This is a genomic window from Streptacidiphilus sp. MAP12-16 (genome assembly GCF_041262165.1).
Lineage (GTDB): Bacteria > Actinomycetota > Actinomycetes > Streptomycetales > Streptomycetaceae > Streptacidiphilus.
Map to the genome: position 1 here is coordinate 350,060 of NZ_JBGCBY010000005.1, position 25,172 is coordinate 375,231.

General features: G+C 69.9%; 17 protein-coding genes and 1 tRNA gene. 12 read left to right on the forward strand and 6 right to left on the reverse strand.

Annotated elements, in window-relative coordinates; all coding sequences use genetic code 11:
* The first annotated feature begins 13 nt into the window (after window positions 1–13).
* The 10 genes from trpB to ABIA33_RS09005 all read left to right on the forward strand — a co-directional run bounded on the left by trpB (window position 14) and on the right by ABIA33_RS09005 (window position 14,622).
* On the forward strand, window positions 14–1,243 hold the full coding sequence (trpB, locus tag ABIA33_RS08960) for a tryptophan synthase subunit beta (RefSeq protein ID WP_370079022.1): 1,230 nt from the start codon (window positions 14–16) through the stop codon (window positions 1,241–1,243).
* Window positions 1,243–2,049, forward strand: coding sequence for a tryptophan synthase subunit alpha (gene trpA, locus ABIA33_RS08965; RefSeq protein ID WP_370079024.1), 807 nt, complete (start codon window positions 1,243–1,245; stop codon window positions 2,047–2,049). Before trpB ends, trpA begins: the two co-directional genes overlap by 1 nt.
* Before the next feature lie 434 nt (window positions 2,050–2,483).
* On the forward strand, window positions 2,484–3,308 hold the full coding sequence (locus ABIA33_RS08970) for a DsbA family protein (RefSeq protein ID WP_370079026.1): 825 nt from the start codon (window positions 2,484–2,486) through the stop codon (window positions 3,306–3,308).
* 70 nt (window positions 3,309–3,378) lie between these two features.
* Entirely contained in the window at window positions 3,379–3,966 is a 588-nt protein-coding gene (locus tag ABIA33_RS08975) for a MauE/DoxX family redox-associated membrane protein (protein ID WP_370079028.1), read from the forward strand.
* Between the two features lie 212 nt (window positions 3,967–4,178).
* Entirely contained in the window at window positions 4,179–5,024 is an 846-nt protein-coding gene (locus ABIA33_RS08980) for a DsbA family protein (protein ID WP_370079030.1), read from the forward strand.
* 254 nt (window positions 5,025–5,278) lie between these two features.
* Window positions 5,279–6,562 carry an acyltransferase family protein gene (locus tag ABIA33_RS08985; protein ID WP_370079032.1) on the forward strand — a complete coding sequence of 428 codons (1,284 nt, stop codon included), beginning with the start codon at window positions 5,279–5,281 and terminating at the stop codon, window positions 6,560–6,562.
* A complete protein-coding gene (locus ABIA33_RS08990) occupies window positions 6,559–7,374 on the forward strand; it encodes a DNA polymerase beta superfamily protein (RefSeq protein ID WP_370079034.1) in 816 nt (271 codons plus the stop codon). The genes ABIA33_RS08985 and ABIA33_RS08990 overlap by 4 nt, the downstream gene beginning before the upstream one ends.
* A gap of 129 nt (window positions 7,375–7,503) precedes the next feature.
* Window positions 7,504–8,211 carry a VIT1/CCC1 transporter family protein gene (locus ABIA33_RS08995; protein ID WP_370079082.1) on the forward strand — a complete coding sequence of 236 codons (708 nt, stop codon included), beginning with the start codon at window positions 7,504–7,506 and terminating at the stop codon, window positions 8,209–8,211.
* Window positions 8,212–8,549: 338 nt separating this feature from the next.
* The gene (gene gltB / locus ABIA33_RS09000; protein WP_370079036.1) at window positions 8,550–13,166 is read left to right on the forward strand and encodes a glutamate synthase large subunit; all 4,617 of its coding nucleotides are present in this window, start codon (window positions 8,550–8,552) and stop codon (window positions 13,164–13,166) included.
* Entirely contained in the window at window positions 13,159–14,622 is a 1,464-nt protein-coding gene (locus ABIA33_RS09005; protein WP_370079038.1) for a glutamate synthase subunit beta, read from the forward strand. The genes gltB and ABIA33_RS09005 overlap by 8 nt, the downstream gene beginning before the upstream one ends.
* Window positions 14,623–14,881: 259 nt before the next feature.
* Here the strand turns inward: ABIA33_RS09005 and ABIA33_RS09010 are convergent, their stop codons facing one another.
* From ABIA33_RS09010 to ABIA33_RS09020, 3 genes are all read right to left on the reverse strand, one after another.
* Entirely contained in the window at window positions 14,882–16,729 is a 1,848-nt protein-coding gene (locus tag ABIA33_RS09010; protein WP_370079040.1) for a phospholipase C, read from the reverse strand.
* A 145-nt stretch (window positions 16,730–16,874) separates the two neighbouring features.
* Entirely contained in the window at window positions 16,875–18,146 is a 1,272-nt protein-coding gene (gene efeB, locus ABIA33_RS09015) for an iron uptake transporter deferrochelatase/peroxidase subunit (RefSeq protein WP_370079084.1), read from the reverse strand.
* Window positions 18,147–18,151: 5 nt separating this feature from the next.
* Window positions 18,152–19,384, reverse strand: coding sequence for an EfeM/EfeO family lipoprotein (locus ABIA33_RS09020; protein ID WP_370079042.1), 1,233 nt, complete (start codon window positions 19,382–19,384; stop codon window positions 18,152–18,154).
* 263 nt (window positions 19,385–19,647) lie between these two features.
* Between ABIA33_RS09020 and pyk the strand changes: the two genes are divergently transcribed.
* Window positions 19,648–21,090: a pyruvate kinase gene (gene pyk / locus ABIA33_RS09025; RefSeq protein WP_370079044.1), complete on the forward strand. Its 1,443-nt coding sequence runs from the start codon at window positions 19,648–19,650 to the stop codon at window positions 21,088–21,090.
* A 101-nt stretch (window positions 21,091–21,191) separates the two neighbouring features.
* On the opposite strand, the gene ABIA33_RS09030 is transcribed toward pyk, so the two are convergent.
* From ABIA33_RS09030 to ABIA33_RS09040, 3 genes are all read right to left on the reverse strand, one after another.
* A complete protein-coding gene (locus ABIA33_RS09030; RefSeq protein WP_370079046.1) occupies window positions 21,192–22,832 on the reverse strand; it encodes an APC family permease in 1,641 nt (546 codons plus the stop codon).
* Between the two features lie 379 nt (window positions 22,833–23,211).
* Entirely contained in the window at window positions 23,212–23,994 is a 783-nt protein-coding gene (locus tag ABIA33_RS09035; RefSeq protein WP_370079048.1) for a helix-turn-helix domain-containing protein, read from the reverse strand.
* A gap of 196 nt (window positions 23,995–24,190) precedes the next feature.
* A tRNA-Leu gene (locus ABIA33_RS09040) sits at window positions 24,191–24,273 on the reverse strand.
* 88 nt (window positions 24,274–24,361) lie between these two features.
* Here ABIA33_RS09040 and ABIA33_RS09045 point away from each other — a divergent pair.
* Window positions 24,362–25,030: an ANTAR domain-containing response regulator gene (locus tag ABIA33_RS09045; protein ID WP_370079050.1), complete on the forward strand. Its 669-nt coding sequence runs from the start codon at window positions 24,362–24,364 to the stop codon at window positions 25,028–25,030.
* Window positions 25,031–25,172 lie beyond the last annotated feature (142 nt).

Below are 25,172 nucleotides of genomic sequence, written 5' to 3' on the forward strand. Positions count from 1 at the left end.
GACCATCACACCTATGTCGTCCAACGACATCACCACGGAAATGACCACGCCGGACCCACGCGGGTACTTCGGCGCGTACGGCGGGCGCTTCATCCCGGAGGCGCTGGTCGCCGCCGTCGAGCAGGTCGCCGACGAGTACGAGAAGGCCAAGGGCGACCCCGCCTTCGGCGCCGAGCTCGCCGCCCTGCTGAAGGACTACACCGGGCGGCCCAGCCCGCTCACCGACGTCCGCCGCTTCTCCGCCGAGGCCGGCGGCGCCCGCGTCCTGCTCAAGCGCGAGGACCTCAACCACACCGGCTCGCACAAGATCAACAACGTGCTGGGGCAGGCCCTGCTCACCCGCCGGATGGGCAAGACCCGCCTGATCGCCGAGACCGGCGCCGGCCAGCACGGCGTGGCCACCGCCACCGCCGCGGCACTGTTCGGCCTCGACTGCACCATCTACATGGGCGAGGTCGACACCCAGCGCCAGGCGCTGAACGTCGCCCGGATGCGGATGCTCGGCGCCGAGGTCGTCCCGGTGAAGTCCGGCAGCCGCACCCTCAAGGACGCCATCAACGAGGCGTTCCGCGACTGGGTCGCCAACGTCGACTCCACCCACTACCTCTTCGGCACGGTCGCCGGCCCGCACCCCTTCCCCATGATGGTCCGCGACTTCCACCGCGTCATCGGCATCGAGGCCCGCGGCCAGGTCCAGGAACGCGTCGGCCGCCTGCCGGACGCCGTCGTCGCGTGCGTCGGCGGCGGTTCCAACGCGATGGGGATCTTCTACGACTTCATCCCCGACGCGGGCGTGCGCCTGGTCGGCATCGAGGCGGCGGGGGAGGGCGTCGACACCCCGCGCCACGCGGCGACCCTGACCAAGGGCGACCCGGGTGTGCTGCACGGCTCCCGCACCTACGTCCTGCAGGACGAGGACGGCCAGACCATCGAGAGCCACTCCATCTCCGCCGGTCTCGACTACCCGGGCGTCGGTCCCGAGCACTCGTACCTCAAGGACACCGGCCGCGCCGAGTACCGGCCCTGCACCGACGCCGACGCCATGTCGGCGCTGCGGCTGCTGTCGCGCACCGAGGGCATCATCCCCGCCATCGAGAGCGCGCACGCCCTCGCCGGGGCCCTGGAGTTGGGGCGCGAACTCGGCCCGGACGCGGTGATCCTGGTCAGCCTCTCCGGGCGCGGGGACAAGGACATGCACACGGCCGCCGAGTACTTCGGCCTGCTGGACGAGGCGGGGAACTGATGAACCGACAGCTGGAGACCACCCTCGCCGCCGCCAAGGCGGAGAACCGCGCCGCCCTCGTCGGCTACCTCCCGGCGGGCTTCCCCACCATCCCCGGCGCGGCCAAGGCCGTGCAGGCGCTGATCGACGGCGGCTGCGACGTCGTTGAGATCGGCCTGCCGCACAGCGACCCGGTCCTGGACGGCCCGACCATCCAGACCGCCGACGACATCGCGCTGCGCAACGGCATCCGCACCCGGGACGTGCTGGCGACCGTCCGCGAGGTCACCACCGCCAACCCGGCCACCCCGGTGCTGGTCATGACCTACTGGAACCCGGTCGACCGCTACGGGGCGGCCCGCTTCGCCGCCGACCTGGCCGCCTCGGGGGGAGCGGGCTGCATCCTGCCCGACCTTCCGGTCGAGGAGGCCGGTCCCTGGCTCGCCGCGGCCGAGGAGCACGGCTTGGCCACGGTCTTCGTGGTCGCGCCCTCCAGCCGGGACGAGCGGCTGGCGAAGATCACCGCCAGCGGCACCGGCTTCGTCTACGCTGCAGCCGTCATGGGCGTCACGGGTACCCGCAGCCAGGTCGGCGAGCTCGCCGAGGACCTGGTCAAGCGGACCAGGGCGACGACCGCGCTGCCGGTCTGCGTCGGGCTCGGTGTCTCCACGGCCGCCCAGGCGGCCGAGGTCGCGGCCTTCGCCGACGGTGTGATCGTCGGCTCCGCCTTCGTGCAGCGGTTGCTCGACGCCCCGTCCGAGGACGCCGGCTACGCCGCGGTCCGCGAACTCGCCGCGGAGCTCGCCGAAGGCGTGCGCAAGCGCTGACGGACCGTCGTGCCGGCGTGCGGCTCTGACGTACGGCACTGACGCAAACGTGCCACGCGGTCACTCGTTCAGGTGAGTGACCGCGTGGCACGTACCCCCAGGTGCGCCTCTCTCGTTGATGATCCGGCAGGCGACGTCTTTCGGTGTCGCCCGTGCTCCCCGGCACGACCGCGATCTGAGGAGGTACCCCTGTGGCTGCGGCATCGCGTGCCCGGGTGGCCCGGGTCAGAGCGGCTGACGACCTGGGGAGCGATGGGAATCGGGTCAGCGCGCGCCGTCTTCTGCCTTGGATTGCAAGGCGCCGGGACGCCGTTGTAGCGGAGCTACCCGGGCCCGCGGCGCCAGCCGCTGATGTCTGGGCCGGCAACGCGGCACGTGGAGGTGCTGGGCGGCGTGCGTCCGAGTCCTCTCGCTCCCCAAGTCGTAAGGCCGCCGTGGCCGCCGTCGCCCTCGCTGTCGCCGTCGGCGGCGAGGCAAGCGTCGCCAAGGCCCTGGCCGAGGGCGGGCGGCAGCGCGCCGTCGCGGAGCAGTCCGCCTGGTCCCTCAACGGCGCAGAAGCGGTCGACGCCGTCACCCGTCAGGCTGCGGTCCGGGGTCTGACCGCCCTGCCTGTCAGCCGTGACACCCGCCGCCCGCCGATGGTCGCCGACGTCGCGCAGCGGAGCGCCCTGCTCGGGCTGCCCGCCCGGCTGTCCCCTGACGGTGCGGGCATCGACGTCGGCTATCCCGACGCGCCGGTGACCCTCACCGTGTTCGAGGACTTCCGCTGTCCGGTCACCCGCGACTTCGAGAGCGCCCAGGGCGCCACCCTCGCCGACCTGGCGACCCGTCACGCGGTGCTCGTCCGCTATGTCGTCGAGTCCTCGCTCGACCAGCGACTGCCGGGGCCGGGCGCGCTGTTCGCGACCAACGCGGCCCGCGCCGCGCTGGCGCACGGTCGCTTCCCCCTCTACCACGCGCTGCTGTTCGCGAACCAGCCTCCGGAGAGCGAGGCCGGGTTCACCGAGAACCGGTTGCTGGAGATCGCCTCGGCGGTCCCCGGACTGCGCGGCCCGGCCTTCGACGCCGAGGTGCACAGACTCTGGTACCGCGCCTGGGTGGCCGGGGCGCAGCGGTCCTACGACGACGCACACGTGCACCACGGCACCCCTTCGCTCCTGTTGAACGGACAGGAGGTCGACCTGGGCGCGCAGCCGCAGCTGCTCCGCGATCCGGCGGCGCTTCGGGCCCTGGTCCGGAACGCGACGCCCTCGGGGTGAGCCCCGGCATCACGAGCGAACTGCATACAGGTGGCTCCAGAGCTAGGAAATCGCAGGGAGGCGATGCCAGGTGATCGCGGATCAGATGGTCCGGCCGGGGCGTGCGGCATCACGGGGGGCGCGTCGGCAAAGCGCCGCCGACTGGGTCGGCACGGCCGCCCGACTGGGTCTGGCGGTGGTCTGGGCCTGGGCGGGGCTCGCGAAGATCGGCGACCCGGAAGCGGCGGCCCAGGCCGTGCGGGCGTACCGGATCCTGCCGGAGGCGCTGGTCAAGCCGTTCGGCTACGGGCTGCCCTTCCTTGAGGTCGCGCTGGCCCTGCTACTGCTGGTCGGGCTCGGCACCCGGATCGCCGCCCTCGTGTCGGGGGTGCTGCTGCTGGTCTACATCGGCTCGATCGCCTCGGTCTGGGCCCGGGGGATCTCCATCGACTGCGGCTGCTTCGGCGGTGGCGGGGCGGTCAGTGCCTCGCACACGGCGTACCTGCAGGAGATCCTGCGCGACCTCGGGTTCCTGCTGGTCGTCGGCTGGCTGGTCCGGCGCCCGCGCAGCCGGTGCTCCCTCGACGGCTGGCTCGCCGGTTCGTGGGTTCCGTCACCCGCCACCCCGGGTCGGTCTAAGACCGACCGGCAAATGGGGGGCGGCGTCGCGGGCCGATGACTCTCGCCCAGACGGCTTCTCCTCAGTCGCCAGGGCTCCGCCATGGCTCCTTCGTCGGCACCGCCTGGACTCGGCCCTCGACCCTCCCCCAACCTTCGGCCGGGGGGACCCCCTCCTTCTTCCACCCTCCATTTGCCGGTCGGTCCAAGTCGCCAGTTACCGGCTGACCCTGAATATCTGTCCCCTCCCCCTCGCAGTTGGTGAACATGCACATGAGTCAGAAGAACGACGCAGGCAAGCGCAGTGCGCGCGAACGGATGCAGGAGGAGCGTGCCCAGGAGGAAGCCAGGGCCAAGCGGTTGCGGAAGTTCGGCATCATCGGGACCGTCCTGGCCGTGCTGATCGTGGCGGTCGTCGTCGGCGTCCTGGTGCAGAACAGCCGCTCCGGCTCCTCCTACTCCGCCTCCCAGGCTCCGGCGGGGACGATCGGGTCCAACAACCTGGTGATCCCGGTGGGCGCGAGCAACGCCCCGTCCACCCTCACCGTGTACGAGGACCCGCGCTGCCCGGCCTGCGGCCAGTTCGAGAAGGACTTCCACGCGACGGTCAACCAGTTGCTGAGCGCAGGCAAGATCATGGTCAACTACCACGTGGTGTCCTTCATCGACCGTCACGACGGCGGCACCGGCTCCAAGAACGGTGCCAACGCGCTCGCCTGCGCCCAGAACGTCGGCAAGTTCCACGCCTACCACGACGTGCTCTACGCCAACCAGCCCGACGAGACCGTCGACGCCTGGGCGGACAAGAGCAAGCTCATCGCGCTGGCCAAACAGGTGCCCGGCCTCGACAGTCCGACCTTCGAGTCCTGCGTGACCAACAACTCGTTCGGCTCCTGGGTGAAGGCGGTGCAGACCGACTTCGACAAGTCCGGCTTCAGCTCCACGCCGACGATCCTGCTGAACGGCACCTCGGCGTACCCGACGTTCAACGGCACCGAGATCACCCCGGCCACCCTGGTGAGCTGGGTCGACACCGCCAACAAGGGCAAGTCCCCCGGCACGCTGCCGTCGGGAAGCGCAGCGGCCCTGGCCTCCCCCACGGCGGGCAGCACCGGTTGACGAGCAGTCAGCGGGACCGCCGGATCAGGCCGCTCCGAAGTCCGGCGGCGACCGCGGCGGTCCCGCTGTCCCCACCCGGTTTGTCGTGGACGCGGACCAGGTGGGCACCTGCTGGCGGACGTCACCCGCGACCACGGCACCGCCACGGTGATGGTCACCCACGAGCGGGTCCTGCTCCGGCGCGCCGACCCAGTCCTGGAGACGGCCGACGGCCGCCTCCGCTGACCAGCCGCCGAGCCGTGTAATCTCCCCGGGTGACCCAGCTAAGCGAGCGCCTCCAATCCGGCGCCCCGGCCCGTGCCGAGGCAGCCGCCCCACAACCCGGTCGGCGGTTGGGGTGGCTCGACGCCTTGCGCGGGGTGGCCGCTCTGGGCGTGGTCTTCCAGCACGCCGGACCCACCTGGCTGTGGCCGCAGTACAACGTCGTCCATCAGAAGATCGATCTGGGGATCTTCGGCGTCTTCCTGTTCTTCCTGGTCAGTGGCTACATCGTGCCCGCCTCGCTGGAACGCAGGGGCGACGTGCGGGCGTTCTGGGTGGGCCGGATCTTCCGGCTCCTCCCGCTCTTCGTGGTCGTGGTCGCCGTCGCGCGCCTGCTGCCGGAGAGGTACGCGGCCGTGGGCGCCGGGGTGTATCCGGGGTTCTGGCCGACCGGGGCGGCCAATCTGCTGATGCTGCCCGACCTGCTCGGGCTCAACGGCGCACTGCGGGTGGCCTGGACGCTGTCCTACGAGATGGTCTTCTACTTCCTGGTCACGGCGCTGTTCGTGTTCGGCCGGCACCGCCTCAGCGGACCGATCGCCGTGGGCTTCGCCGCGGTGGCCGTCTTCGCCGGGGCAGCCCTGCCCCTGGGCATGCTCTCGGCGGGCGCGGATGCCACGGGACGGCTGGTGGCCGTGGTCGCGGCCATCGTGGTCGTCGCCCTGACCTGCATCCTCCGGGGCAACCGGACGGTGATCCGGATCGGAGCCGTGCTGCTCGCCGGGCTGGCGCTGACGCTCATCTTCCTCAACAGCCGTTCGGCCGGCTTCGAGACCATGATGATCCTCGCCACGATGTTCGCGGGCACCGCGATCTACCGCGCCGAGCAGGGACAGATCGGCCGACTGCAGGCGGTGGCCTGCTGCGGCCTCGTGCTGGTCGGCGGACTGGTCGCCGGCACCCAGCAGGGCCCCCAGTACCTGAACCGGATCTGGAGTGCCTCCGCCGCCAGCTGGTGCACCGCTTTCGGCGCCGCCTGGATGCTCTTCCTGGTCGCCTGGCTGCTGCGCCGCTACTCCGTGCCGCGCTTCCTGAGCTGGCTCGGCACGATCAGCTACGCCGTCTACCTGATCCATGTCCCGCTGCTCAACTGGATCGACTGGCTGTTCGCCGACCTGCACTTCCAGCCGCACGGACGGCTCCAGGCCGGGCTCTGCTTCTGCGGCTTCGTGGCGGCGCTGTGCGGGGTCAGCTACCTGGCCCACCGGCTGGTCGAGCTCCCCGCCCAGAAACTCGGACGACGCCTGCTGCGCGGTCCCGCTACCGTCGCCGGATGAACACCCTCCTCGCCGGGGTGGTCGGCTCCACCGCCTACGGCCTGGCCCACGCCGGCTCGGACCGGGACGTCCTCGGCATGTTCGCCGCGCCGACCGCGGACCTGCACGGCCTGTGCACGCCCCGGGAGTCCCACGTCACCACGCAGCCCGACAGCACCTTCCACGAGGCCGGCAAGGCGGTCCGGCTCATCCTCAGCAGCAACCCCACCGCGAGTGAGCTGCTCTGGCTGGACGTCTACGACGTGCGGACCCCGCTCGGCGACGAGCTGATCGCGCTGCGCGGGTCGCTGCTGTCCGCGCCGGGCGTGCGCAACGCCTACCTGGGCTACGCCACCCAGCAGTTCCGCAAGCTGCTGACCCGCGACCCGGACAGCCGGACCAGGGCCGCCAACGACCTGGGGAGCGATAGGGCTCGGGTCAGCGCACGCCGTCTGGTGCCTTCGATTGCAAGGCGCCGGGACGCCCTTGTAGCGGAGCTACTTGGGCGTTTCGGCAACGCGGCAAGCGGAGGTGCCGGGCGGTGGGCGCCCGAGCCCTATCGCTCCCCAGGTCGTATGCACGCCCGGCACCTGGTGCGGCTGCTGCGTCAGGCTGAGGAACTGCACACCACGGGGCGGCTCACCATCCGGCTGCCGGACCCGGACGAGGTGCGCCGCCTCGGCGAGTGGATCGCCGAGGACCCGGAACGGGCCCGGCCGCTGATCGCCCGTGCCGAGGCCGTCCTCGACACCGGCGGAGTACTGCCCGAGGCCCCGGACGAGGCTGCCGCCGACGCCTGGCTGCACCGCGTCCGCCGCGCCTTCTACGAGTAAAGGCAAGGCTAACCTTGCAGGTCAGGGTGCTGGTTAGGCAGTACTGGCTTGCTGGCGGCGGCTCGTTCGGCGGGCTAGCTTCTAGGTGTGACCACCACGACCGCACCTGCCGCCCCGACCGCCGAGTCCATTGCCGCGACCGCCGAGGCGTACGCGCACAGCCACCGCGACGTCAACGGCGGGTGGCTGCGTCCGGCCGTGTTCGGGGCCATGGACGGACTGGTGTCCAACTTCGCGCTGATGGCCGGCGTGGTGGGCGGCAACGTGGGGCACCAGGCCATCGTGCTGACCGGCCTCGCGGGGCTTGCCGCCGGTGCGTTCTCGATGGCGGCGGGCGAGTACACCTCGGTGGCCTCACAGCGCGAGCTGGTGCAGGCGGAGCTGGAGATCGAGCGGCTTGAGCTGCGCCGAAACCCGAACGAGGAGCTGGCCGAGCTGGCGCAGCTGTATGTCGAGCGCGGTGTCGAGCCGCAGCTGGCCTTCGCGGTGGCGCAGCAGCTGACGGCCGACCCGGAGCGGGCACTGGAGGTGCACGCCAGGGAGGAGCTGGGGATCGACCCGGACGACCTGCCCTCGCCGCTGGTCGCGGCCGGATCCTCGTTCGCGGCCTTCGCGCTGGGCGCGATGCTGCCGCTGCTGCCGTACCTGCTGGGCGCGTCCAACCTGCTGCCCGCCCTGGGTCTCGCGATGGTCGGACTGTTCGCCTGCGGGGCGGTGGTCAGCAAGGTGACAGCACGTAGCTGGTGGTTCAGCGGCCTACGGCAGCTCGCGCTCGGCGGAGCGGCCGCCGGCGTCACCTATCTGCTGGGAAGCCTCATCGGCGCTCACGTCGGATAACCCCGAGAATCCGGGTATCGCCCGGGGTGTTGACACTGCGTGGTGTTACTCACACCCTCCGCTGGGGTAAACCCCCTGTTTCGGAGCGGGTGCGTTCGGGCACACTTGCGACAACGCCCGAGCCACCCTCACCCCATGGGTGCCCGACGTTTCGAGATCGCCGCGCTTGGCCATACCGGGCCTGACCTGCTGGCAAGTCCACATGATGGACTCAAGAATCCACTTTGTGGAATCCAGGGCATCATGTAACCTGCACGAAATCGCAGAGGGCCAGCGTCGTCCCGGATGCGCATGTGAATTGTGACCATGCCGAACACGACGACACGACGGGAGAGCCGATGCTGTCTGCGTCCCCGCACTCCGCCCCTCAGCCCTACTGGGCTCTGGCGGACGCGCGCCCCGCTCAGCAGGGCCTGTACGACCCCAGCAATGAGCACGACGCCTGCGGTGTCGGCTTTGTGGCGACGCTCACCGGCAAGGCCGAGCACCGCATCGTCGAGCAGGCGCTCACGGTCCTGCGCAACCTGGAACACCGCGGTGCGACCGGCGCAGAGCCCGACTCCGGCGACGGAGCGGGCATCCTGACCCAGATCCCCGACGCCTTCCTGCGTGGCAAGGTCGACTTCGCGCTCCCCGCCCCCGGCGCCTACGCCGTCGGCATCGCGTTCCTCCCCGACGAGGACTCCGCGGACGCGCTCGCCGTCACCACCATGGAGGCCATCGCCGCCGAGGAGGGCCTGACCGTCCTCGGCTGGCGCGACGTCCCGATCACCCCCGACCTGCTCGGCGTCACCGCCCGCTCCGTCATGCCGCGCTTCCGCCAGCTGTTCGTCAGCGACACCGCGGGCGTCCGGACCGGCCTGGAGCTCGACCGGGTCGCGTTCGTGCTGCGCAAGCGCGCCGAACGCGAGAGCGGCGTCTACTTCCCCTCCCTGTCCGCGCGCACCCTCGTCTACAAGGGCATGCTCACCACCGGACAGCTGGAGCCGTTCTTCCCCGACCTGTCCGACCGCAGCTTCGCCTCCGCGATCGGCCTGGTCCACTCCCGCTTCTCCACCAACACCTTCCCGAGTTGGCCGCTCGCCCACCCGTACCGCTTCATCGCCCACAACGGCGAGATCAACACGGTCAAGGGCAACCGCAACTGGATGACGGCCCGCGAGTCCCAGCTCGCCACCGACCTAATTCCGGTCAACAGCAAGGGGGAGGGCCTCGACCGGATCTTCCCGATCTGCACCCCGGACCACTCCGACACCGCGTCCTTCGACGAGGTCCTGGAGCTGCTGCACCTCGGCGGGCGCTCGCTGCCGCACTCCGTGCTGATGATGATCCCGGAGGCGTGGGAGAACCACACCACCATGGAGCCGGCCCGCCGCGCCTTCTACCGCTTCCACTCCAACCTGATGGAGCCCTGGGACGGCCCGGCCTGCGTCACCTTCTCCGACGGCACCCAGGTCGGCGCGGTCCTGGACCGCAACGGCCTGCGCCCCGCCCGCTACTGGATCACCGAGGACGGCCTGGTCGTCCTCGCCTCCGAGGTCGGTGTGCTGGACATCCCGCAGGACCAGGTCATCCGCAAGGGCCGGCTGCAGCCCGGCAAGATGTTCCTCATCGACACCGCCGAAGGCCGGATCGTCGAGGACGACGAGATCAAGTCCACGCTCGCCGCCGAGAACCCCTACCAGGAGTGGCTGCACGCAGGCTCGATCACCCTGGACGCGCTCCCCGAGCGCGAGCACATCGCACACACCCACGCCTCGGTGACGCGCCGTCAGCAGACCTTCGGCTACACCGAGGAGGAGCTCCGGGTCATCCTCTCGCCGATGGCCCGCACCGGCGGCGAACCGCTCGGCTCCATGGGCACCGACTCGCCCATCGCCGCACTCTCCGAGAAGCCCCGGCTGCTCTTCGACTACTTCACCCAGCTGTTCGCGCAGGTCACCAACCCGCCGCTGGACGCCATCCGCGAGGAGCTGGTCACCTCGCTGTCCAGCAACCTCGGTCCCGAGGGCAACCTGCTGCACGCCGAGGCCGCCTCCTGTCGGTCCGTCACCATCCCCTTCCCGGTGATCGACAACGACGAGCTGGCCAAGCTGGTCCACATCAACGCGGACGGCGACCTGCCGGGGCTCAAGGCCGTCACCCTCTCCGGCCTCTACAAGGTCTCCGGCGGCGGCGCCGCCCTCGCCGCGCGCCTCGCCGAGATAGCGACCGAGGCCGACGCCGCCATCGCGGACGGCGCCCGCATCATCGTCCTCTCCGACCGCCACTCCGACGCCGAGCACGCGCCGATCCCCTCGCTGCTGCTCACCGCCGCCGTGCACCACCACCTGATCCGCACCAAGCAGCGCACCCACGTCGGCCTGATCGTCGAGGCCGGAGACGTGCGCGAGGTGCACCATGTGGCGCTTCTCGTCGGCTACGGCGCCGGCGCGGTCAACCCGTACCTCGCCATGGAGACCGTCGAGGACCTCGCCGCGCAGGGGACCCTCTTCGGGGACCGCAGCATCGAGGGCGTGGAGCCCGAGAAGGCCATCCGCAACCTGATCTACGCCCTCGGCAAGGGCGTGCTCAAGGTCATGTCCAAGATGGGCATCTCCACCGTCGCCTCCTACCGCGGCGCCCAGGTCTTCGAGGCCATCGGGCTGTCGCAGGAACTGGTCGACACCTACTTCTCCGGCACCACCACCAAGCTCGGCGGCGTCACCCTGGACCAGATCGCCCAGGAGACCGCCGCCCGCCACGCCCAGGCGTACCCCGTCTCCGGTATCTCCCCGGCGCACCGCCGGCTGGAGATCGGCGGCGAGTACCAGTGGCGCCGCGAGGGCGAGCCGCACCTGTTTGACCCCGACACGGTCTTCCGGCTGCAGCACTCCACCCGCACCAAGCGCTACGACATCTTCAAGCAGTACACCGAGCGGGTGAACCAGCAGGCCGAGCGGCTGATGACGCTGCGCGGGCTCTTCAGCTTCGCGACCGAGGGCCGCACGCCGATCTCCATCGACGAGGTCGAGCCGATCAGCGACATCGTCAAGCGCTTCTCCACCGGCGCCATGTCCTACGGCTCCATCTCCATGGAGGCCCACGAGACCCTCGCCATCGCGATGAACCGCATCGGCGGCAAGTCCAACACCGGTGAGGGCGGCGAGGACCCGGAGCGTCTGCACGACCCCGAGCGCCGCTCCGCGATCAAGCAGGTCGCCTCCGGACGCTTCGGCGTCACCAGCGAGTACCTGGTCAACGCGGACGACATCCAGATCAAGATGGCCCAGGGCGCCAAGCCGGGCGAGGGCGGCCAGCTGCCCGGCCACAAGGTCTACCCCTGGGTCGCCAGGACCCGCCACAGCACCCCCGGCGTGGGCCTGATCTCCCCGCCCCCGCACCACGACATCTACTCCATCGAGGACCTCGCCCAGCTGATCCACGACCTCAAGAACGCCAACCCGGCGGCCCGCATCCACGTGAAGCTGGTCTCCGAGGTCGGCGTCGGCACGGTTGCGGCCGGTGTCAGCAAGGCCCACGCGGACGTCGTCCTGGTCTCCGGGCACGACGGCGGCACCGGCGCCTCCCCGCTGACCTCGCTCAAGCACGCGGGCGGCCCCTGGGAGCTCGGCCTCGCCGAGACCCAGCAGACCCTGCTGCTCAACGGGCTGCGCGACCGCATCGTGGTGCAGACCGACGGCCAGCTCAAGACCGGCCGCGACGTGGTCATCGCGGCGCTGCTCGGTGCCGAGGAGTTCGGCTTCGCGACCGCGCCGCTCGTCGTCTCCGGCTGCATCATGATGCGGGTCTGCCACCTCGACACCTGCCCGGTCGGCGTCGCCACCCAGAACCCGGTGCTCCGCGAACGCTTCACCGGCAAGCCCGAGTTCGTGGTCAACTTCTTCGAGTTCATCGCCGAGGAGGTCCGCGAGATCCTCGCCGAGCTCGGCTTCCGCAGCATCGAGGAGGCCGTCGGCCACGCCGAACTGATCGACGCCGGCACGGCGATCGAGCACTGGAAGGCGTCCGGACTCGACATCGCCCCGCTGCTGCACGTCCCGGCCCTGCCCGAAGGTGCCTCGCTGCACCAGACCACCGAGCAGGACCACGGACTGGACAAGGCCCTGGACAACCAGCTCATCGAGCTCAGCCAGGAAGCCCTGGAGCATGGCGAGGCGGTCCGGATCCAGCTCCCCATCCGCAACGTCAACCGCACCGTCGGCACCATGCTGGGCCACGAGGTGACCAAGCGTTACCGCGGTGAGGGCCTGCCCGAAGGCACCATCGACGTGACCTTCACCGGGTCCGCCGGACAGTCCTTCGGCGCGTTCCTGCCGAGCGGCATCACGCTGCGCCTGGAGGGCGACGCCAACGACTACGTCGGCAAGGGCCTCTCGGGCGGCGTCGTCATCGTCCGCCCGTCCCGTGACGCCGCCGCGATCGGCGCCGACGCGCAGCAGCACGTCATCGCCGGCAACACCATCGGCTACGGCGCCACCGCCGGCCGGATCCACCTGCGCGGCAAGGCCGGCGAGCGCTTCGCCGTCCGCAACTCGGGTGCCACACTGGTCGTCGAGGGTGTGGGCGACCACGGCCTGGAGTACATGACCGGCGGCCGGGTCGTCATCCTCGGCGAGACCGGGCGCAACCTGGCGGCCGGCATGTCCGGCGGTATCGCCTACGTGCTCGACATGCGCCCCAACAACGTCAACACCGGCATGGTCGGCATCGAGGCCCCCGACGCCGGGGACCGCGAATGGCTGCGCGACACCGTCCAGCAGCACTACGAGGAGACCGGCTCCACCGTGGCCGCCGAACTCCTCGCCGACTGGGGCAGCGGGGTCTCCCGCTTCACCAAGATCATGCCCCGTGACTACAAGGCAGTGCTCGCCGCCAAGGACGCCGCCGAGCGAGACGGACTCTCCGAGTCCGAGACCACCGCGAAGATGATGGAGGCTGCCAACCGTGGCTGACCCCAAGGGCTTCCTCACCACGCCCAAGCAACTCGCCGAGCGCCGCCCCGTCGACGTCCGCATCAGGGACTGGAACGAGGTCTACGTCGAACGCAGCCTCCTGCCGATCATCACCAAGCAGGCCGGCCGCTGCATGGACTGCGGCATCCCCTTCTGTCACAACGGATGCCCGCTCGGGAACCTCATCCCCGAGTGGAACGACCTCGCCTACCGGGACGACTGGAACGGCGCCATCGAGCGCCTCCACGCGACCAACAACTTCCCGGAGTTCACCGGGCGGCTGTGCCCGGCCCCCTGCGAGTCGGCCTGCGTCCTCGGCATCAACCAGGACGCGGTGACCATCAAGAACGTCGAGGTCACCATCATCGACAAGGCCTGGGACAACGGCGGCGTCGCACCGCAGCCCCCGGACCGCCTCTCCGGCAAGACCGTCGCCGTCGTCGGCTCCGGACCCGCCGGGCTCGCCGTCGCCCAGCAGCTCACCCGGGCCGGCCACACCGTGGTTGTGTACGAGCGCGCCGACCGCGTCGGCGGCCTGCTGCGCTACGGCATCCCCGAGTTCAAGATGGAGAAGCGGCACGTCAACCGGCGGGTCGAGCAGATGCGCGCCGAGGGCACCCGGTTCCGCACCGGCGTCGAGGTCGGCGTCGACATCACCGGCCGCCAGCTGCGCGAGCGCTTCGACGCGGTCGTCGTCGCCGCCGGTGCCACCACGGCGCGCGACCTGCCCGTCCCCGGGCGGGAGCTCAAGGGCATCCACCAGGCGATGGAGTACCTGCCGCTGTCCAACAAGGTGCAGGAGGGCGACTACGTCGAGTCCCCGATCAGCGCCGCCGGCAAGCACGTCATCGTCATCGGCGGCGGCGACACCGGCGCGGACTGCCTCGGCACCGCGCTCCGGCAGGGCGCAGCCTCGGTCACCCAGCTGGAGATCATGCCCCGCCCCAGCGACGACCGGCCCACCGGCCAGCCCTGGCCGACCATGCCGATGACCTACAAGGTCACCTCGGCGCACGAGGAGGGCGGCGACCGCGTCTACGCGGTCAACACCACCCACTTCACCGGTGACGAGGACGGCAACGTCCAGGAACTCCACCTGGTCGAGGTCGAGTTCAAGGCCGGTCGGTTCGAGCCGATCGCGGGCACCGAGCGCGCCATCCCGGCGCAGCTGGTCACCCTCGCCATGGGCTTCACCGGCACCGACGTCCAGAACGGCCTGGTCGAGCAGCTCGGCGTCGACCTGGACGCCCGCGGTAACGTCGGCCGCGACGCGAAGTACGCGACCAACGTCGACGGCGTCTTCGTCGCCGGGGACGCCGGCCGCGGCCAGTCGCTCATCGTCTGGGCCATCGCCGAAGGCCGCTCCGCGGCCAAGGCCGTCGACAGCTACCTCTCCGGCCGCGCCTCCACGCTGCCGGCCCCGATCCGCCCGACGGACCGCCCGCTCACTGTGTGACCTCCGTGTACCACTGGTCACACAGGGGCGGCCCGCACGGGCTGCACCACCGCGTCCCCGCCAGCGCCGCCGGATCGCACGCGGAGAACAACAAAGGCACCTGCCTCTCGTCCCCGACCAAGGCTGAGAGGCAGGTGCCGCCGTGTCTCCGCCCCGGCGTGCCGGCGGGGTGTCTCCGCCCCGGCGTGTGCCGCGACCGCCGGCACACGGAAGGGCCCGGGCGACCAACGCCCGGGCCCTTCCTCGCATTCCGCCCCGATCAGGCCAGGTGACGGCGGCGACTGCGCCGCGACACAGCGAACCCGGTGCCCACGGCCGCCAGCGCCGCCGCACCCAGACCCGCCGACACCAGCGCCGACGACCCCGAGTCGGAGGACGTCACCGACGCCGCGTTCTGGACCGCGAAGCTCGTGACCGTGTCCGCGTCGTTCCGCTGCGTGATCTTCGAGATCGACGCCACCGAGCCGTTCGGGTTCAGCAGCACCTGCTTGTTGTTGGGGTCGCGGAAGTCGAACGCCGACCCCAGCGATCCGGACTTGTCATCGAAGGACGAGTCGCCGACCCGGCCGGTACGCCAGTTGTCCTCGATGAACTTGGTGATCGAGGCCTGGGTCGTGAAGGTGTGGTCGATGTGGTTCGTCCGCGCGTACGGCGAGACCACCAGCAGCGGCTGGCGCGGGCCGGGGCCGCAGCGGTCCGCGTACCCGCCGACCGCCGCAGGGCCCGCGACGCAGGACGCAGCGTCCTGGGCCGGGTCGGTCGAACCGTTGGTCGGCGTGTGGTACACGTGGTCGTACCAGCCGTCGGAGTCGTCGTACGCGATCACCACGGCGGTCGAGGACCACTCCGGCGACTGCTGCAGCGCGTTGATCTCCTTGACGAGGAAGTGCTGCTCGTCGATCGGGTCCGAGTAGCCTCCGTGGCCGTCCTGGTACTGGGCGGCCTTGACGAAGCTCACCGCCGGCAGCTGGTTCGCCGCCACGGCCTGCTCAAAGTACGACAGGTCGTAGTTGTGGTTCGCCACGCCGTTGTGCCCGACCTCGGCAAGGCTCGCCGGAGCCACGTGGTGCGGGTTCGACGTCGACTTGTAGTACGCGAACGGGTTGTGGTGCGGACTGTAGTCCTTCACCGTCGCGCCGCCCAGGTTGGTGTGCGTCGTCCCACCGCACTTGGCGTAGGTCCCGGCCGCACCGGTGTAGGCGGTGCTCGGCGCGAAGCCGCCCTGGAACCAGCCCCAGGTCACGTTCTTGGCGTTCAGCAGGTCGCCCACGTTCTTGCCCTGCAGCTCCGCCAGCGCGTTCGTGCCGCTGTGATCGCCGTTCGAGCAGTCGTCGAACGCCGGGTCGGGGTCGCCGATGACCGTGCCCACACCCTGCGCGTTCGGCGAGTGCACCGCGTACGGGTCCGGCGTGGCCGTCTGCACCGGGTCCGTCGTGCTGCCCGTACCGCTCACCGAGATCACACCGTGCGTCTGACCCGCGATCAGGTTCAGCGCACCCGGGGTGGAGGGACCGTACGTGCTACTGAACGAGTTGTCCGCCAGCGTGTAGTTCTGCGCGTAGTTCCACATCGCGGTGACGGTGTTGCCGTCGTAGTAGTCCATGGTCAGACCCGGCTCGCCGAACAGGCCGCCGGAGCAGGTGTCCGTCGAGGTCTTCTGGACGAACAGGTCGGCCTTGCCGCCGTCGTACGCCAGCTGCTCCGGGCCGTAGTTGTGGTTCTGGTCGCAGGTCATCGCATGGCTGCTGGACAGCCGCCTGGGCGCGTACAGGTTCGGGTTGCTGGTCAGCAGTCCGGCGTTGGCCTCGGTGTTGATGTTCTTCGTGGTCCGCTTGGAAGCGGTGAACGGCGTGCCGTCCGTGTTCGCCGCGTTCGGGTAGGTGCCGAAGTAGTGGTCGAACGACACGTTCTCCTGATAAAGCACGACCAGGTGCTTGATCGGGGTCGCCGTCGAGGTGTGCCCCGGACGGCTACCGCTGTTGCCATGGTTCGACGTGTCCGCCCCTGCCCAGGCCGGTGACGTCCCCGCCGCCGCCGCCAGCGCTGCCGCGCCCACCAGGGCAGCCCATCGGGCACCCCGCCTGCCGCTGTTCGCCACTATCGCCATTCCAGCCCCTCCGCACGACATGAAGACTGCGTTTCCCTTGGTCCCGTCGTCCCGCATCCTCCGCCGCAGGTACGACCACATGAGTGCCCCCAGATGGCCGAAGCATGAATACAACATGAGAAGACGAGGTGTCAGCGCGCGTAGATTAGCCCAGCAGACCGCGCCCCAACCAGTCCGTCGCGTCGCGGACTCCCGGAAGCACGAAGAAGTACCCGCCGCCGAACGGCGTGACATAGTCGACCAGTGGCTCACCGGCCAACCGCTTCTGCACCGCCACGAACTGACGGTCCAGATCCTGCTGGAACGAGCAGAACAGCAGACCCATGTCCAGGTTCCCGTTGCCGTCGGTGCCCCGGTCGTAGTTGAAGCCCCGACGCAGCATCCGCAGCGCGTCCGAACCCGCCGTCCGCGGATTGGCGAGCCGCATATGGCTGTCCATGGGAATCACGTCACCCGCCGGATCGGCCGAGTAGCGCGGGGCGTCCGACTCCGACCGGCCGTCCAGCGGAGCCCCCGAGTTCTTCTGCCGCCCGAACATCCGCTCCTGCTCGTTCAGCGACACCCGGTCCCAGAACTCCACCAGCATCCGGATCAGCCGCACCGCCAGGTACGAGCCGCCGGTCGCCCAGGCCGGCTCGCCCTGGCCCGCGCAGACCCACACCACCTGGTCCATCGCCCGAGCGTCGGACACGTCCGGATTCGCCGTCCCGTCCCGGAACCCCAGCAGGTTGCGCGGCGTCCCCGCCGGGCGCGGCGGCGACGAGAAACCGTCGATCCGCCAGCGCACCTGCATCGCCCCGCGCGTGTGCGCCGCCACGTCCCGCAGGGCGTGCGCCACCCGGTCCGCGTTCGCCGCCTCCACCTGCAGCAGCAGGTCCCCCTGGCACCAGGCCGGGTCCAGGTCGTCGTCGGCGAACGCCTCCATCGGACGCAGTCGGCGCGGCTTGAGCGCCGCCAACCCGAACCGCGCGTCGAACAGCGAGGAGCCCGCGGCCACCGCCACCGTCAGCACGTCGTCCGGCACCACCGGGCCCAGCACCCCGGAGTCGGACGGCGGCGCGGTGATCCCCAGCGGCTCCGGCACGCCGCCCTCCGTCAGAAACCGCAAGCGCTCCGTCAGCGTACGCATCAGCGCCGACAGTCCGGCCCGGTCCGCAGCCGTCACGTCGAAGGCGACCAGTGACACGCAGCGCTGCTTCGGCGTCAACACCCCCGACTGGTGCACCCCGTGGAACGGAAACCCGCCGCCGGCCGAGGCGTCCGTCGAAGCGGGCGCCACCGTCGCCGTCGCGGTTGCCGTCGCGGTCGCGGTCGCGGTCGCCGCCGGGTCCGCGGCGGCACCCGTCGCGGTCGCCCCCACCGCGCCGACCGCCAGCGCACCCCGCAGCACCGACCTCCGGTCCACGCCCGATCCCAGCCCTGTCACGACGTCCTCCGCACATCACACACCGCCGCCACCGGCGCCAGCCTCGTCACCAGATCCCCGAACGCCGCGTTCAGCGCCTCCTGCTGACCGAGCGTCAGCCCGGACACCGGCACCCCGCCCAGGCCCGCCACCTCACGCGTCGTCGCCGCCAGCGCGGCGTCGATCTGCGGGAGTTCCGGCATCCGCGTCCTCAGCAGGGGCCGCAGCAGGTCCAACGCCTCCGCCGTGCCCTGCAGATTCGCCTGCGCCGTCGCCAGCCCGGACCCGCTGCCGTAGTCCGTCCGCCCGGTCAGCTCGAACTGGATCGTGTTCTCCACGATCTCGTGCGCCCGCAGACCCAGATCCTTGGGATTCATCCGCGCGGCCGCCCAGCGCGACTGCAGCGTCCGCACGTCCGCCGCCAGCCGGTCCGCCACCGGACCCAGCGAGGCCGCCGACTCCCCGTGCCACAGCCCGAACTCCAACCGGTGGAAGCCGGTGAACCCCGGGTCGGAGGTGCCGCCCGGCAGACCCTTGGTCGTGCCGCTGATGCTGCCGTCCAGATCCCCGAACGTGCCGTAGGCCGCGCCGAGGCGCTCGTAGTCCAGGTGCGCCGGCAGCCACGCCGCCCGAGCGGCGGCGGAATCCCCCCGGCCCACCGCCGCTCTCAGCACGTCGACCGCCGAGACCAGACCGGGGAGCTGCGCGCCGACCCACTTCTGGTACGCCAATGTCGGCGGGATCAGGTCCTGCTGGGTCACCGGCACCACGGCCGGACCGCCACCGCCCGCGCTGCCACTGCCTGCGCCGCCACTGCCTCCGGCACCGCCCGGGACACGGACGGTCGGCCCGGTCACCGCGTCGGTGTCCTGGGGCAGGCACTGGAAGGCGTAGCTGCCCGCCCCCAGCCGCACCAGCATCGGGCGGACCGCACCCCCGGCCAGCCCCTCGATCTCGCCCAGCACCCTGCCCGTGGCCGGATCCTCGACATACGCGTCCTCCGGCGCGACCCCGGTGTTGTGCAGGTCGAACACCTGCAGCCCCGGCTGCGGACGGTCCCACCCGGCACCGCAACCCCCGGGCGAGATCTGCACCGAGGTGTGCGGCAGCCCCGGATACCCGTCGGCCGACGTGCCCGAGGACGGGGCGGTGAGCGGATGTCCGCTCCCCGCCTGCTCCCACCCGACCGCGCCTGCCCCGGCGCAGGCCAGCAGGGCCAGCGCCCCGCCGAACACCCACCGTCGACGCATCCCGATCACACCGCACCCCACCCGCCGTCACCGGCCGCCACTCGCGGTCACCCGCAGTCAGTCCTGGTCAGGGGTGATGTTAGGCAAGCCTCAACATCGACCGGTACCCCTCAGCCCCGTAAGCCCCACACGTTCGTCCTCTGTTCACCGGTCGGCAAAGTCGTGAATCACATCGGAATGTTCAACCGGCCTTTGGTCGTTGGCCATCTGACGCCCCATGGGCGCCTCTTCACTACTCACGAGTAAGACCTACGCTCGGACGTATGCGCCGAGCAAAAATCGTCTGTACGCTAGGCCCCGCCACCGACTCGTACGACCAGATCAAGACCCTGGTCGACGCCGGTATGGACGTGGCCCGCTTCAACCTCAGTCACGGCTCCTACGCCGAGCACGAGGAACGCTACCGCCGGGTCCGCAAGGCCGCCGACGAGACCGGCCGCAGTGTCGGCGTTCTCGTCGACCTGCAGGGCCCCAAGATCCGCCTCGACACCTTCGCCGAAGGTCCGGTACTCCTGGAACGCGGCGACGAGTTCACCATCACCACCGAGGACGTCCCCGGTGACCGCCATGGCTGTGGAACGACCTACAAAGGTCTCTGCGGCGACGTGACCCCGGGCGAACGCATCCTGGTGGACGACGGCAGGGTCGCCCTGGAGGTCGTCTCCGTCGACGGCCCCCGGGTCCACTGCGTCGTCCTCGAAGGCGGGATGGTCTCCGACCACAAGGGCCTCAACCTCCCCGGAGTAGCAGTCAGTGTCCCCGCGCTCAGCGACAAGGACGTCGCCGACCTGCGCTGGGGACTCCGCATCGGAGCCGACATCGTCGCGCTCTCCTTCGTCCGCAGTGCCGAGGACATCAAGGACGTCCACGAGATCATGCGCAAGGAGGGACGATTCGTCCCTGTCATCGCGAAGGTCGAGAAGCCCCAGGCCGTCGCCAACCTCGAAGGCATCGTCATGGCCTTCGACGGCGTCATGGTCGCCCGTGGCGACCTCGGCGTCGAGATGCCGCTGGAGCAGGTCCCGCTCGTCCAGAAGCACGCCATCAAGCTCTGCCGCCGCAACGCCAAGCCCGTCATCGTCGCGACCCAGATGCTCGACTCCATGATCAACGCATCCCGGCCCACCCGTGCCGAGGCCTCCGACGTCGCCAACGCCGTCCTCGACGGAGCCGACGCGGTGATGCTCTCCGGCGAGACCAGCATCGGCAAGTACCCCACCGAGACCGTCCGCACCATGGCCCGCATCATCTGCGCGGCCGAGGAGGACATCATCGAAGCGGGGCTGCCGGCGCTCACCGAGAGCAACAAGCCCCGCACCCAGGGTGGGGCCGTCGCCCGAGCGGCCGCCGAGATCGGCGACTTCCTCGGCGCCCGCTACCTGGTCGCCTTCACCCAGTCCGGTGACACGGCCCGCAGGCTCTCCCGCTACCGCTCGCCCATCCCGGTCCTCGCCTTCACCTACGAGCCCGCAGTCCGCAGCCAACTCTCGCTGAGCTGGGGGGTCGAGACCTTCATGGGCCCGCTCGTCGAGACCACCGACGAGATGGTCGCCCAGGTCGACGCCGCCCTCCTCGACATCGGCCGCTGCAACCCCGGCGACATCGTCGTCATCACCGCAGGCTCTCCACCGGGCCTGGCCGGCTCCACCAACCTGGTCCGTGTCCACCACGTGGGCGAGGACGACAACCCCGCCAACCGCAGCTGAACCGTCGCCCCGAGCCGCAGGACGCAGTACATGAGTGAGCCCGGCCGGTACCCACACCGGCCGGGCTCACTGCTGACGTCAGGTGCTGACTGCGCGGGTCGTCAGTGACCGCCCTCGTCCACGACCTCGACCTCCGCGATGTTTCGCTCGATCTCCTCCGGCTTCAAGGCGACCTTCACCGCCCAGTAGTAGATGGCGAGCGAGAACGCGGTGATGATCGCGATGTCGTACCACAGGCCGATGTGGCCCTGCGCACCCACGCCGAATCCACCCTGCCAGGAGACCACGCCCAGGCCGATCAGGTAGACCGGAAGCCACTGCGCCGACTTCCAGTCGGGCTTCGGTGCGTTCGCCAGGCCCTTCGAGGCGGCGTCCCAGGCGGAGATGGCCAGCACGAGGTAGCCGATGAGGATCGCGACGCCGAGACGCCACAGGGTGTCCCAGCCGGCCCAGTAGATGATGAGGCTCGCCACCACGAACGACAGCGGAGCGACGACCTGGCCGAAGGGCAGACGGTAGGGACGCTCACGGTCCGGCAGCTGCTTGCGCAGCGCGCCGTACGCGAGCGGAGCACCCGCGTACATCAGCACACTGGCCGAGGTGATGAAGCTGACCAGCGTCTGCCAGCTCGGGAACGGCAGGAAGCAGATCACGCCGACGGTGAAGGAGGTGATCAGGCCGACCCACGGAACCCCCCGCGCGTCCGTCTTCGAGTAACCCTGCGGCGCGTAGCCGTTGCGGGCGAGGCCGAAGGAGATCCGCGAGGTCGAGGTGGTGTAGATCAAGCCGGTGCCGGCCGGGGAGATGATCGCGTCAAGGCGCAGCACGAGTGCAAGCCAACCCAGGCCGACCACGCTTGCCAGACCGGCCCACGGGCCCTCGATTCCCTTGTAGGCGAGGTGCGCCCAGCCGTTCGCGAAGCTGCTTCCCGGGAGCGCGCCGATGAAGGACACCTGCAGCATCAGGTAGATCAGGGAGCCGATCGCGACCGAGCCCAGAACAGCACGCGGGATGTCGCGCTTCGGGTTCCGGCTCTCGCCCGCGAGCTGGATGGCCTGCTCGAAGCCGAGCAGGGCGAAGATGATGCCGCTGGTGCTGATCGCGGCGAGGACTCCCTTCGCCCCGAACGGAGCGAAACCGTGGGAGGTGAAGTTGCTGCCGTGGAAGTGGGTCGCTGAGATCACGAAGATCGCCAGGAGCGGGATGAAGATCTTCCACCAGGTCGCGGCGCTGTTGGTGTGGGCGAGCACCTTCACGCCAAGGAAGTTGACCGCGACGAACACGGCCATGAGGAGCACTGCGACGACGAAACCGGAAGCCGTCAGAGTTCCGTCGGCGTGCAGGAACCCCTTCGCCCAGGAGAAGTACCCGGCGTAACCGATCATGGCCTCGACCTCGATCGGCGCCACAGTGGCTGCCTGGATCCAGGAGAACCAGCCGAAGGACATACCGGCGAAGCCACCGAACACGTAGTGCGGATACCGCGCCGTGCCACCAGCGACAGGGAACATCCCGCCGAGCTCGGCGTGCACCAGAGCGAGCAACGCGATCGCTATCGCGCCGACGATCCAGGAGATGATCGCAGCCGGCCCGGCGACGACCACGGCCTTCTGCGCGCCGTAGAGCCAGCCCGAGCCGATGATCGAACCGACGGACGCCCACATCAGACCGATGAGGCCGATCTCGCGCCGGAGGCTGCGCCCGGACGTGGACGTTGGGGACAACTGATCAGTGGATGTCATGCTGGAGTGAGCCTCTCGAATACGTGGCTGGTCGAAGAGAGTTGCCCCAGATTAAGTGCAGATTGCTCCCATGCATAGACTGCGTTGCTGAATAGATACGTTCTGGGGTGAGCCTTCACACTCACCGCACAGAGGCTTCCCTGCTGAGGAGCTGTTACTCGTGGGTTAGGATCGTTGCTGGTCCAGGCCTTGACCCAGGGCCATCGTGGCTGAAACGTGAGCCAATCCCAGAACTTGAGGATTATCTGAGCTGCGGGCTTGAGGATTATCTGAGCTTTCTCTCGATCGCGGGCCCGGCTATTGTTCGGCCATCATTGCTGCGCCCGTCGATGGGGAATGCATCCTCGCCGGGATTCACATCGGCTCCGCTGGCCAACCGTCAGTACTTCGGTCCGACGTGCTCGTCCATCAACGCGACGGACGCCCGCCGCGCGACGGAGACGTGGTAGGGGTCGGCGCCGCGTCGGGAGACTCGCCACTCCACGCCGACCGCGTCGAGGGCGTCACTGTAGATCTCCCGGATGTCGTCGGACTTGTTCGTGAAGATGTAGCGCGGGTACTCGTAGCGCTTGGTCCTGCCGTCTGCGAGCTTCGTTGTCGTCCAGTTGGTGACTCGGCACCCGTCGGAGTGGATCAGCCCACGGATCAGCGGCCACGGGTGCTCGGCTACGATCTCGCTCTGCCAGGGGTCCAGCACGATCGGCCGCGTGTGCTTCATGCCCGGTCCGTGCTGGGGAAGCAAGCATGTCCAGTGCATGGTGTAGGACTTCACTTCGGTGCAGCCGGGCTTCTGGTTGCGGCCATTGCTGTAGCCCGGCATGACCGCGACGATCGCGGACTCCGCCTCCGCCAGCAGTCCGGGCCAGCCGTCGCAACAGTAGATCGACAGGTGATGGTTCTTGGGCTTGGAAACGATGTGCCCGTCGCCCAAGTAGAGACCCAGCAGGTAGGAGTAGGCCTGCCTGTCCAGCGGGACGCTGTCGCACCTCGGGCAGGTGGACGCTCGCCTCGGTGCCGGTTCGCCCCTTCGGGCTCGGTCCACGAACACCCAGTAGCCGATGGTGCCCTGCGGTACCCCGAACCTTTCCGCAGTCTCAGGGTAAGGACGGCCGTTGCGGCAGGCGTTCAGGACTTGTCGGCGGGTCTCGAATGGCCAGTTCATGCCCCCAGGATCTGGTGCACGAAAGCGACCGCGGGCACAAACCGCGACCATACGTCCGTTCGCATGAATCGCGTCAACACCGCTATAGCTCGATCACCCGTTGGCGCGCTTGACCGTATGGTGAGACGAGTGCATCGGCGTCGCGCGAGCGAGCAAGATCACCGTATCGTTCGATGACCTTGGAATCAAAGGTATGTACCGGGTGCGGGACTCGAACCCGCAAGCCCTTTCGGGCAGATGTGTTTGAGACATCCGTGTATGCCATTCCACCAACCCGGCGCGTCAGCGGTAGAACCATACCGTGTCCACGGGCCTTCACGCAGCTGGGTAGGCTCGTGCACGTACCCCCGCGTCAACGAGGAGCACCGTGACCGCCGCCGACGAGCAGCACGAGCAGCATGTCCCGCCGACGACTACCCGCGTGGTCATCGCCGAGGACGAGGCGCTGATCCGTCTCGACCTCAAGGAGATGCTGGAGGAGGAGGGCTACACCGTCGTCGGCGAGGCCGGAGACGGCGCCGAGGCAGTGAAGCTCGCCACCGAGCTCCGGCCCGACCTGGTCATCCTCGACGTGAAGATGCCGATCCTGGACGGCCTCTCCGCCGCCGAGCAGATCCACGAGGCGCACATCGCGCCCACCCTCATGCTCACCGCCTTCTCCCAGCGCGAGCTGGTCGACCGGGCCCGCGACGCGGGCGCGATGGCCTACATCGTCAAGCCGTTCAACAAGAGCGACCTCGTCCCTGCCATCGAGATGGCAGTCTCCCGCTACAGCGAGATGCGCGCGCTGGAGGAGGAGATCGCCGACCTCAGCCTGCGCCTGGACACCCGCAAGCTCGTGGACCGCGCGAAGAGCGTCCTGCAGACCAAGTTCGGGCTCTCCGAGCCCGCCGCCTTCCGCTGGATCCAGAAGACCTCGATGGACCGCCGGATGACCATGAAGGCAGTCGCCGAGGCCGTCATCGAGGAGGGCGCGGCCCAGGACGCCAAGAAGAAGGCTCCCGCCGTCGCCCCGGAGACTCCTGCCGAATCCTGATCATCTGAAGACACCTGATTGTCCGAAGACAAAAGTCGGGGTGGGGGGGGGGGGGCGAAAAAAGGGGCGCCCCCCCCCCCCCCGGGGGCGCGGGCGGGGGGGGGGCCCCCCGCCGATGCGACGGGGGCCCCCGCGCAAGGGG